We start from the raw sequence: 10,789 nt of genomic DNA, 5'->3' as shown, positions 1-10,789 counted from the left end.
ACCTCCGCGGCATCGCCCAAGGATTCATCAACCACCGAAACTACCGCCTACGCTGCCTCCTCCACTCCGGCGGATTCCAACACCTCCTACACCCTTAAATGCGAAGAGCCCGTTCTCTATGTTTCTACAAGAGGAATTACATGCACGCAACTGCAAGCGGATTTGAGTTGAAGTCTTGATGGCTGTTTTGGCGAAGGAGGCTCAGGTAAGTCGGGCGCTGAATGATTGATTGCTGGATAGTTGTGCTTCTTAGATTTTCATGATTGTCTGTTTTGAATGAATAATTCATAGTATAGCTTCACGGTTTTGCTTGTTGTGTAGATGTGCTTATGGTTTACTGATATTATCGGTGTTATGTCAAAACTGTGTGCTCTTCTCAAAACACTTGCCTATATCTCTTTGTTGTGTATGTTTCTGTATTTTGTCTCCCCCTTTTTTCAGCAGAGGTATATTAACTTTGTTAGCTCTCCGGCAAAGAATGATGATGCCATAACGGTAATTGTTGTAAATCCGACTCGTTTGCGCGATCTTGTGATTCGTGTGAATATTAGTGATGATTGCAAGCTTGGTGGGGTGCCGATTGTTGGCTGTCTTGGTAATTATGTGACTTTGTCTGGGGCGTTGGAAGTGTATGCGTCTGTCTATGGAGAGGTGCATGGGCAGGTTGCTAGTAGTGAGGCGATGGAGGTTGGTGTGTACGTTTATAGTGAATCGGACGGCATTAATAACTTCCTGTTGAGCGGCTGTTCTAATCTGGAACATGTTTCTGGTGGGCGGCGTGATGACATTCTTAAGGGGACGTCACGCCAGGGGCGGACTGGTGAATTGTATAGTCTTGGGGATGGGTATTTTAGTGCGGTTACCATGAATGGGGAATATCCTGCTGGATATGTCAGAAAAGGGTGTCCTTATGAGGGTGGTTTGTTCTCGATTAGCGGTGAGCATGTTGAGGTTTTGGCTCCGCATGTTAGCTATGAGTTTAAAGGTGAGATCAGTTCAGATGTTCGTGAGCGCTTGTTTGCTGCTACGCGTGTCGATGGGGTGCCTCCATTAAATAGCGTGCGACAAGATTGTTCTCTTCTAAATGGTCATATTCGACATGAGTACCTCTCTCGTTCAATGGAATCAGAGCTTAGCGAGGTTGTAATCTCATCTCAGGTATGTTCACATATGTCTGAAAGGTATCGTGTTGATCGAGCTTATGCTGATTCCGTCAAAGATGAAGCGTATCTCTTTGATCGAGGGCTTCCTTATGTGAATGAAGCTCAGGTTTCTCTTCGTTCGCCCGATTCGGTGGATTCTGGGGACGGTGATTTGAATTCGGTTTATGTTCGTTTCCGTGATGAGTATTATAGTGATAATGAAACGATGGCTTTGTTTTGGGCAGCACTCATTGGATCTCCCTTGATTTCCTACACTCTTCAAGGCGGATCATGGTTCGTTCGCTCATTCCCAATTTGGCTTTCGTTTATGCGGGAATGTGGTAATGAGTTTTACGAGGGAATGAAAGAGAAGGGTTCTAAGTATGGTAGAAGTTAGCGTTTGATTTGCGTTGGCAAATTATGTGGAAGACATGTGAGGTTTTGCGGTTTGAGTGTGCTTTACTGTATCTCGCGAATGTCTATACAGGTTTTTTCCGTCTTCAGAGTGTGTCGCTGTAATAAAAATGGATTTTTGTGGCGCGTCAGCCGATCGAGGCAATCGCAAACGTGATCGGCACACCCGAGCCGTCGCGGCGCTCGTCCTCGGCGGGCAGGTCAACGGGGGAGCCGTCCGCGGACGCGGCACGTGCCGGCTTCGTGCCCACCCACGCGACGTCCAAGCGGTCCTCTCCGCGCAGGAAACGCTGGCAGCGCACGCCCTGGCCGCCGCGGCCCTTGGCCGGGTAACACTCGAAGGGGGTGACCTTCACGGTCGTCTGGCCGGTGCCCGGCAACGCGCCGAGCGCCGCCGCCACGGTGACCACCACGGTATCGATGGGGGCCTCGACCACCCAGAAGCCCAGGGCCTCGGCCCCGGCATTTAGCTTCATGCCCGCCATGCCGCCAGCCGTACGACCCTGCGGACGAACCTTTGCGGCCGGGGTGCGCAGCAGCTGCGCATCCGAGGACACGAACACCAGGTCAGCGCCGTCCGAGCACTGGTCGAAGCCCACGAGGCGGTCGCCGTCTTCCAGGGTGATGACCTCCCACTCGTCGCGCTGGAGCACGTCCGGGCGCAGGCGCTTGACCGTGCCACGGGCCGTGCCCATCGCGATCACGGCCTCGCCCTCGGGGTCGAGCAGGCCGACGGCGGGAACGTCCGTGTGCAGGAGCAGCGACGAGGGCATCGCCCCGGCCAGCGACAGGCCCGTCTCGAAGCGCGGGAGCGCGGGCAGGTCCACGACGTCGATGCGGTGCGCGATACCGTCCTCGGTCACCACGGCCACCTGGGAGCGCACGGTCGAAGCCAGCTGAGTGCGCCAGCCGTCCGCAGCCGCGCGCGGACCCGGCACGAGCGGATCCCCGCCCTCGACGCGGGCAAGCGCACCGGAGGCAGACAGGACCACGACGCACGGGTCATCCGGGATCTGTAGCTCCAGGCCCTTACCGGAACGCGACACCGACGGCAGGGCCGCCAGTGCGGCATCGTCGGCGGCCGCGGCCGCGGCGCCCACGGGCTTGCCCGTCGAGGCCAGCAGCAGCGTGCGACGCGGCGTGCCCAGGCGATCCGAGACCTCGCGCAGCTCCTTCTTCACCAGAGCGCGCAGTAGCTCGGGATCCTCCAAAATGTCGCGCAGCGACGCAATCTTGGCCATCAGCTCGTCGCGTTCGCTCTCCAGCTCGATGCGTGAGAACTTCGTGAGGCGACGCAGACGCAGCTCGAGGATGTAGTTGGCCTGCGCCTCGGACAGATCGAAGGCCGTCATGAGGCGCTCGCGCGCGATCTCCGCGTCGTCGGAGGAACGAATGATCGCGATGACGTCGTCGATGTCCAGGATCGCGATGAGCAGGCCCTCGACCAGGTGCAGGCGATCCTCGTACTTTTTCAGGCGGAAGCGGCTGCGACGCGTCGTGACGTCCACGCGGTGATCCAGGAACACCTGGAGCATCTCCTTCAGGCCCAGCGTGCGCGGCTGACCGCCCACGAGCGCCACAGCGTTGATCGAGAAGGAATCTTCCAGCGGCGTGCGCTGGTAGAGCTGCTGAAGCACGGCCTCAGGATTAAAGCCGTTCTTCACCTCGATGACCAGGCGCAGGCCGTGGATACGGTCGGTGAGGTTCTGAACCGAGGAGATGCCCTTCAGGCGTCCCGCGTTCGCGTTCTCCTTGATCTTTTCGATGACCTTTTCCGGGCCGACCATGTAGGGAAGCTGCGTGACGATGATGCCCATCTTGCGGGCGGTCACGCGCTCGATCTGGACCTTCGCGCGGGTCTTGAACGCGCCTCGACCCGTCTCGTAGGCCTCCTTGATGCCCTCGAGCCCGACGATGGCGCCACCCTCGGGCAGGTCGGGACCGGGAATGTAACGCATCAGGTCGGCGACGGTGGCCGACGGGTTATCGAGCAGGTGAATGGCCCCCGCGATCGTCTCGGCGAGGTTGTGCGGCGCGATGTTCGTCGCCATGCCCACCGCAATACCCGAGGCACCGTTGACGAGCAGCTGCGGGAAAGCGGCCGGAAGCACGTCCGGCTGCATGAACTGGTTATCGTAGTTGGGGACGAAGTCCACCGTGTCCTCGTCCAAACCCGTCACCAGGTCCAGCGCGGCGGGCGCCATGCGCGCCTCCGTGTAACGAGCGGCAGCCGGGCCATCATCCAGAGAACCGAAGTTACCGTGACCATCGACCAGGGGGACCCGCAGATTAAAGGGCTGAGCGAGGCGCACCAAGGCCTCGTAAATCGCGGAATCACCATGCGGGTGGAGCTTACCCATGACCTCGCCGACGACGCGCTGGGACTTCACGTGACCCTTGTCGGGGCGCAGCCCCATTTGATCCATCTGGAACAGGATGCGGCGCTGCACGGGCTTGAGGCCGTCGCGCGCGTCGGGCAGTGCGCGGGCGTAGATGACGGAGACCGCGTACTCCAAGAAGGACCCACGCATCTCGGCGGATACGTCGATCTCGGAGATGTTCTCGTCCTTCTCGGGAATGTCGACGACCGGGTCCTTCTTAGCCATACGCGCAATTATTGCGCGGCAGCGCGCTCATTTCGACTGGCACGCCGCTTCGGGGCACAATTGTGGGATGGATACATGGACCCGCATTGAACGAAGCGGCTTTTACCCCAAGGCCGTGGAGCGCGCGCTGCGCCGGGCGCTGGGCGCGGCAGACCCGCTCGCGACACTGTGTCAGGTGGACACGGGATTCGACCGGGGCTCCGTGTTCCGTCACCTCACCGTCGCGTCCCTGACCGAGCGGGCAATCGTCCAGCTGCACGTCGATGAGATGGGTGGCGGCTCGGCGACGATCGCGACCGCCGTTCACCGCGTGGCTGACATCGCCGGCTATTCGACGATGGAGGTCTACACCGATCCCGAGAACGCCACCGGCCTGTCCGAGATGACGATCGCGCTGGACCTCAAGGGTGCGCGCCGCCTCGAGCTCGAACCCGCCCGATGTGACGACCCGACTTGCATGGCCGACCACGGCTTCACGGGTTCGTCGTTCCCCGATGACATGACGTTCCGCGTCTCGGCGACCGTGGACGGACAGGACGCCCTGGAAGAGGCCGCGGAGTTCGTCGATCACCTGGCGACGCTGATGGAGACCCGCGGTGAGTGAACGCGTGCTAACACTGGACATGGAGGGCGCCGACCTGCCGGGTGCGGGCGACCCGTGCATCACGGACATCATTCCCGCCGCCCTTGCCGCCATCGACCCGTCGCTGCCCGGGGCCTGCCAGCAGGCCGCGTCGTCGCTGGGGGTCGAGGCCGGGGCGCGCCAGGTGCTGCTCATCCTCGTGGACGGCTTTGGCTACGAGCTCATGATGGATCACATGGGCCACACGCCGACGCTGCGACGTCTGCGCTCCGACATTCGATCGATCCACACGATCGTGCCGTCGACGACGTCGGCGGCTATTACGGCGTTCGGGACGGGTGCTCGCCCGGGCGCGACGAACATGGTGGGCTTCTCCGTCGCCTATGGCAGTGGCGTCATGAACCTACTGGCCATGGAGGGTGGCCCCGCGCCCACCGAGTGGCAGCCGGTTCCCACGTTCTTCGAGCGACTGGCCGCCGATGGCGTGGGATCTGCCGTCGTCTCTCCCGCGCGCTTTGCCGGCTCTGGCCTGACGGGAGCCGCCCTGCGCGGCGCGCGCCACGTGCCCGCCGATACCCTCGAGCAGCGCGTGAACGCCGCCCTGCGGGAGCTGCGCGTGGGCACGCCCGTCGTCTACCTCTACTGGTCGGAGATCGACCACTGCGGTCACTCGCACGGCGTGGCATCGGATGCGTGGATCGGGCAGATCGAGCAGTTTGACGCGGGCCTGTCGATGCTCCTGCGTGGCCTGCCGCGGGGGGTGCGCGCGGTTCTGACGGCCGATCATGGCATGATCAATGTCGACCCCGCGGCGATCGTCGACGTGGCCTCCACGCCCGCCCTGCGCGACGGCGTGCGCATCGTGGCCGGCGAGACCCGCGCGGCGCACGTGCACGCCCAGGAGGGCAGGGCCGAGGAGGTCGCCGCACGCTGGCGCGAGACGCTGGGGGAGAGCGCCTGGGTGCTCACGCGTGACCAGATGCCCGCCCTGATCGGCCCGGGCGACGGCACGGCGATCATCGGAGACCTGCTGGTCCTGTCGCGAGGACGGGCGGGCGTCGTCGACTCGCGCACGCAGAGCGCGTCGGCCATCGCAATGCCGGGTATTCACGGCTCGGTCACGCCCACGGAGATGCGCATCCCCGTCATCACACTGGCCTAACAATGATCGAGCGCCCCTGCCTGTCAGGGGCGCTCGCACTTTCACGGCTTGGAGCCGAAGACAATTTCATCCCAGCTGGGTACCGAGCGTCGGCCCTTCTTCGAGCTCGAGTTGCGCGCTAGGCGCGAGGCCGAGGGCCCCTGCGCGGGCACAGAGCCGGTCGCGGTGGGCACGGCCCCCGTCGTCGTCGCAACGCCTCCGGTGACGGCAGGTACTCCGCCGGTGACCGCGGGCAGCCCCCCGGTTGTCGTAGACGCAGCATCGGCGCCTGCCTGATCGCCTCCGGCGGACACAGTCCTCATGGGCAGCGCGGGGGTGCGGTGCTCGTCAGAGTTGGCCGAGGCCTCGGCGTCGGGCGCGGAGTCGGAAAGCCACGGCAGCGCATGGGACGAGGTCTGGGCGCCGTCGCGCGTCGACCTCACGCCCACGGGGATGGCGCCGGTGACCTGGCGGCGGGTGGGCAGCACGAGCGCGCCCGAGGCGGGAGCATCCTCGTCGGTGCCCGGCTCAACCTTGGTCCGCGCCGAGGCCAGGGAATAAATACGTGCGGAAATCGGGCCGGTCGAGGGCTCGGGCTCGTTCTCGGCAGGCTCATCGGGCTCGTCGCCGGCAATGGCCGCCAGGTACTCGGCTTCCTCGTCCACCTCGTCGCCCAGGTCCACCTCGACCTTCTGACGCTTGCCGCGCGCGGCGTTGAGCTGATCGACCAGGGCCTCGCGGGTACGCAGGTCCTCCTCGTCGGGATCAGGAGCGGGGGCGGGGCGGGCCATCGGGGAGAAAATCGAGGACGCGGGGGAGGAGGAGACCTGCTCGGTCAGCCACTGCGCCTCCTGGTCGATGGCCTCCAGCGTGCCCGAGTTCGACAGATACCAGTGGGCGGCGTGCTCGGCCGCGCCCTGCACGAAGGTGACGATAATCTGCCAAGGTTCCCCGGCCTCGCGCGTCGCAGACCAATCGAGGGAGGACGGTTCGACACCGCGGGCCGCCAAGCGATCCAGGACCAGGTCGCCCATCGTCGGGCCGCCCTCACCAATACGAACTGCACGTGCGCGCGAGAGCGCGTAATCCTTCTCGGCCTGCACGGGAGCCTCGAAACGTTCGACCGCCGCAACGTCCATGCCGTGCTTCGTGGCGATCTCCTCCGGGGTCGCGCCCGCGCGCAAGAGGGCCTGAATGTCACGAGGAGCGAGCGTGGGCCGCGAAGGGGCAATGTCCATCTTCGGGCGATCACGGCGCGTGGCACCGCGGAGCTCGTCCGAGATCAACACCGAATAGCGTTCGCCCTGGGCGTCGGTAAGCACCAGGGACTCGCCATCGGAGCTGGTCCCGAGCAATTCGAGCTCAATCATCGCTTCCTCCTCATACGTCACTGTCGAATCGTCTCAAATTATCCCCGGAATGTCGCGCAACAACGCGCGTGTCACACATACAATGGCACATTCGTTCAACAAATGTTATCCTCCCTGCGCATAGACCACTCGTACCAAACCGTACGAGGGCGAAAGGGGAATACCATGGCAACCGATTACGACGCGCCGCGTAAGAACGAGGACGAGGTCTCTGAGGACTCGATTGAGGAGCTGAAGTCCCGTCGCAACGATGCCGGCTCAGCCGAGATCGAAGAAGACGAAAACGAAGCCGCCGAGAACTTTGAGCTTCCCGGCGCCGACCTGTCCAAGGAAGAGCTGACCGTCCACGTCGTACCGCGCCAGGACGACGAGTTCACCTGCTCGGAGTGCTTCCTCGTCCACCATGCCTCGCAGCTCGACCACGTGGATTCCAACGGCAATCCCGTGTGCACCGAGTGCGCGATGTAAGGTAGAGGGATGTTCGGACGCAAGAAGAAGACACACGTCGAGACGATCGACGAGGTTGAGGCCCTGCCTCGCCTGAGCGACGAGGACGCCGAGATCTGGAGTGAGCCCGGCCCTCGTAACTACAAGGACGTGGACACCTCCGAGGGTTACGTCGACATGGGTTCCATCCTGTTCCCGGCCCGCCCGGGTATGCAGCTGCGCACCCAGGTCGCCGACGACGGCACCACCGTCCTCCAAATCCTCGTCGTGCTCGGAGACTCGGGTATCCAGATGAGCGTCGCAGCCGCCCCTCGCTCCGGCGGAGTATGGGACGAACTGCGCGAGGAGATCCGCGCCGGCTTCACGAGCCAGGGGGCGAACGTCGCTGACATTCGCACCCGCTACGGCCATGAACTACTGGTCGACATGCCGATGAAGATGCCCGATGGGCGCGCCGCAACCTCGCGCATGCGCATCATTGGCCGCGAGGGCGACCGCTGGTTCGCCCGCATCGACATCATCGGCCCCGCGGCCGCCGACGCAGAGTCCGGCATCGAGATCGAAAAGGTCATCGACCGCATCGTCGTTCACCGCGACGATCACCCGAGGACCCGACTGGAGCTCCTGCCCGTCCACCTGCCCGCGGGTGCGCAGGGGTCCTGAGATGGCCTCGTGGATCTCTCGGGTCGGCGCTGCGCTCGGCCTCGACAAAGACGCTCGCTCCCTGGACGCTGCCCTCGACGAGGACTCGGCGCGTGCCGCGCGCGGTGTTACCCCCATTCGCGACGTGACGGATCGCAGCCATGCGCTGGTCTTCGGCACCCTCCTGGGCATGACCTACCCGCCCGAAGAGGGCGCTCAGCGCGTCCTCGTGGCCACGCTCTACGACGGGACCGACACGCTCGAGCTGCGCTGGCCGGGACGCGCGTCTATTCCGGGATTGAGTGTGGGCCAGCGCCTCGAAGTCGAGGGGACCGTCGGCCGCGTCGGGGAACGCCTGGTCATCATCAACCCGCTCTACCGCGTCATCGCGGGGGAGGGCTGATGCCCGCGCCCCGCTGGATGAACCAGGCGACCTCACAGGAGTTCTCGTGGTCTCAGGCCCTGGGTGGCACGCGCGGCGTCATCGAGACCAGCGCTCCAGGCTTGGTGTTCGTTATTGTGTACGTCGCCACGCACGCCCTGGTCCCGACACTCGTCGCAGCCTCCGCCGTCGCGCTGATCGCCTGCATCATTCGTCTGATCCAGCGCCAGAGCGTCGCACAGGCCCTGTCAGGCCTGCTCGGCGTCGCCGTGGGCGTGGTCTTCGCGGCCGCGACCGGTCGGGGCGAAAACTACTTCGCGTGGGGCATCGCCACAAACGTCGCAATGGCGGCTGCTTTCGCCCTCTCGGCTCTCGCGCGCCGTAGTCTGGTCGGCTTCTTCTACGCGATGCTCACCGGCCTGCCCAAAGACTGGGGCCGTGACCCGTCCTTGCGTCCCCTGCGCCGGCGCTGCACCATGCTCACCTGGATGTGGGCGGCACTGTTCGGGCTGCGCGTCGCAGTCCAGGCGCCCCTGTGGGCAGCCGGGGCCGTCGCAGCCCTCGGCGTCGCCAAGCTCGCCCTGGGGCTCCCGCTCTTCGCGCTTGGTGCCTGGGCGACGTGGTGGGGCCTGCGCGACTACTCGTCGTCTTCTTCGGACTCGAGCGCGGACGCAGACGCCACCGTTTCGCGCAGTTGATCGAGAGCCGCCGCATCCGCGTCCGGCACGAGCAGCAGCAACTCATCCGAGGCCTCGAACACGTCATCCGCGTCAGGAGTGAGCGGACGCCCGTCGCGTAGCAGCGCCGCCAGGACGGAGTGCGCGGGCAGTTCCAGGGACAGCACGCGCTTGCCGACCACGGGAGAATCCTCGGGCAAAATGAGCGCGTGCATGGACACGGCCGCTGTGTTGAACGAAAACAGGCGCACGGGAATACCCACCGAGACGGCTTCCTCGACCAGGGCCGTCATGATACGCGGGGTCGACACCGAAACATCCACGCCCCACGCCTGATCGAAGAGCCATTCGTTCTTGGGATTGTTCAGGCGCGCGACCACGCGCGGAACCGCGAACTCCGTCTTGGACAGCAGGGAAATGACCAGGTTCGCCTTGTCGTCGCCCGTCGCGGCCACCACGACGTCCGCGTCCTCCACGCCGGCGTCGCGCAGTGCGTCCGGCGAACAGGCATCCGCCAGCACCCAGTCCGCGTCCGCCACCGTGGCGATGCGCAGCTTCTCGGGCAGCTTGTCGATGAGGGTGATGTCGTGGCCGTGGGCCAGCAGTTCCAGAGCGACGCTACGTCCCACCGACCCCGCTCCCGCGATGACGATCTTCATGCTCAGTCCTCCATCTTGGGCGGGTTCGATAGCTGATCACGCAGCGGCACCGAGTCCGTCCCGTTGATCGCGAAATACAGTTGGTCGTGCTCTTGGACGACGAAGTCTGGTTCGGCCGTGCGAATCGTGCCCAGGCGAGACGTGAAGACGATACGACTCCCGGTCAGCTCCTCGATCAGTCGGAAAGTCAAGCCATACCAGTCGGGAGAAGGGGTCGCATTGACGAGGCCGACCGAGCCAGTGGGATGAGACCAGATGAGCGAGGCGTCGGGCGGGAGCATCCGGCGCAGGACGGACTCCGTCGTTCGCTGCACGGACGCAACCGTGGGGATGCCCAGGCGCTCGTACAGGTAGGCCCGCGTGGGGTCGTAGATGCGGGCCACCACGTGTTCGACGTGAAAAACCTCACGTGCGACGCGCGCGGCAATGATGTTCGAGTTATCACCCGAGGACACCGCCGCGAAGGCGTACGCGTCTTTGATGTTGGCTTGACGCAGGCAGGCCCTGTCCATGCCGACCCCCGTGACCCTGCGGCCGGAAAAATCGGGGGACAGGCGCGAAAAGGCCTTGGAATCCTGGTCAATAATGGCCACGGAATGACCCGCCGCGTCGAGCGTTGATGCCAGACGGGCGCCGACGCGCCCGCAACCCATGATCACAAAGTGCACGAGTACCAAAGTACCCCTCTCGGGGCTGAATATCCACGCGTGGTCTTGCTCTGTGCCC

11 protein-coding genes are annotated in these 10,789 nt (G+C 63.9%); 7 read left to right on the top strand and 4 right to left on the bottom strand.

Annotated features, from left to right (window positions below; translation table 11 throughout):
* Positions 1-354: 354 nt before the first annotated feature.
* Entirely contained in the window at positions 355-1,539 is a 1,185-nt protein-coding gene (locus O3669_RS09120) for a hypothetical protein (protein ID WP_371524453.1), read from the top strand.
* Positions 1,540-1,684: 145 nt separating this feature from the next.
* Here O3669_RS09120 and O3669_RS09115 read toward each other — a convergent pair whose 3' ends face one another.
* Complete coding sequence (locus tag O3669_RS09115) at positions 1,685-4,162, bottom strand: DNA topoisomerase (ATP-hydrolyzing) subunit A (RefSeq protein WP_371524452.1); 2,478 nt, start codon at positions 4,160-4,162, stop codon at positions 1,685-1,687.
* 67 nt (positions 4,163-4,229) lie between these two features.
* Here O3669_RS09115 and O3669_RS09110 point away from each other — a divergent pair, with 67 nt between their 5' ends.
* Together O3669_RS09110 and O3669_RS09105 are read left to right on the top strand one after the other, a co-directional pair.
* A complete protein-coding gene (locus O3669_RS09110; protein ID WP_295918903.1) occupies positions 4,230-4,766 on the top strand; it encodes a DUF5998 family protein in 537 nt (178 codons plus the stop codon).
* Positions 4,759-5,907 (top strand): alkaline phosphatase family protein, encoded by a 1,149-nt coding sequence (locus tag O3669_RS09105; protein ID WP_295966340.1) that lies wholly within the window; start codon positions 4,759-4,761, stop codon positions 5,905-5,907. Before O3669_RS09110 ends, O3669_RS09105 begins: the two co-directional genes overlap by 8 nt.
* 41 nt (positions 5,908-5,948) lie before the next feature.
* Here O3669_RS09105 and sepH read toward each other — a convergent pair whose 3' ends face one another.
* The gene (gene sepH / locus O3669_RS09100; RefSeq protein ID WP_295966338.1) at positions 5,949-7,256 is read right to left on the bottom strand and encodes a septation protein SepH; all 1,308 of its coding nucleotides are present in this window, start codon (positions 7,254-7,256) and stop codon (positions 5,949-5,951) included.
* 165 nt (positions 7,257-7,421) lie between these two features.
* Between sepH and O3669_RS09095 the strand changes: the two genes are divergently transcribed.
* Genes O3669_RS09095 through O3669_RS09080 form a run of 4 tightly spaced genes read left to right on the top strand, consistent with a single transcriptional unit; the run spans position 7,422 to position 9,425 of the window.
* Entirely contained in the window at positions 7,422-7,724 is a 303-nt protein-coding gene (locus tag O3669_RS09095) for a DUF4193 domain-containing protein (RefSeq protein ID WP_295918910.1), read from the top strand.
* 9 nt (positions 7,725-7,733) lie between these two features.
* Positions 7,734-8,366 carry a DUF3710 domain-containing protein gene (locus O3669_RS09090; protein WP_295918913.1) on the top strand — a complete coding sequence of 211 codons (633 nt, stop codon included), beginning with the start codon at positions 7,734-7,736 and terminating at the stop codon, positions 8,364-8,366.
* 1 nt (position 8,367) lies between these two features.
* Positions 8,368-8,748: a DNA-binding protein gene (locus O3669_RS09085; RefSeq protein WP_295918915.1), complete on the top strand. Its 381-nt coding sequence runs from the start codon at positions 8,368-8,370 to the stop codon at positions 8,746-8,748.
* Positions 8,748-9,425, top strand: coding sequence for a DUF3159 domain-containing protein (locus O3669_RS09080; protein ID WP_295918916.1), 678 nt, complete (start codon positions 8,748-8,750; stop codon positions 9,423-9,425). The genes O3669_RS09085 and O3669_RS09080 overlap by 1 nt, the downstream gene beginning before the upstream one ends.
* On the opposite strand, the gene O3669_RS09075 is transcribed toward O3669_RS09080, so the two are convergent.
* Together O3669_RS09075 and O3669_RS09070 are read right to left on the bottom strand one after the other, a co-directional pair.
* The gene (locus O3669_RS09075; RefSeq protein WP_295918941.1) at positions 9,365-10,063 is read right to left on the bottom strand and encodes a TrkA family potassium uptake protein; all 699 of its coding nucleotides are present in this window, start codon (positions 10,061-10,063) and stop codon (positions 9,365-9,367) included. The genes O3669_RS09080 and O3669_RS09075 overlap by 61 nt on opposite strands.
* Before the next feature lie 2 nt (positions 10,064-10,065).
* The gene (locus O3669_RS09070) at positions 10,066-10,731 is read right to left on the bottom strand and encodes a TrkA family potassium uptake protein (protein ID WP_371524451.1); all 666 of its coding nucleotides are present in this window, start codon (positions 10,729-10,731) and stop codon (positions 10,066-10,068) included.
* Positions 10,732-10,789: the final 58 nt, after the last annotated feature.

Origin of the sequence: Pauljensenia sp. 20925_1_34, assembly GCF_041432775.1 — a bacterium.
Lineage (GTDB): Bacteria > Actinomycetota > Actinomycetes > Actinomycetales > Actinomycetaceae > Pauljensenia.
This window is presented reverse-complemented; position numbering and strand designations above follow the sequence as displayed.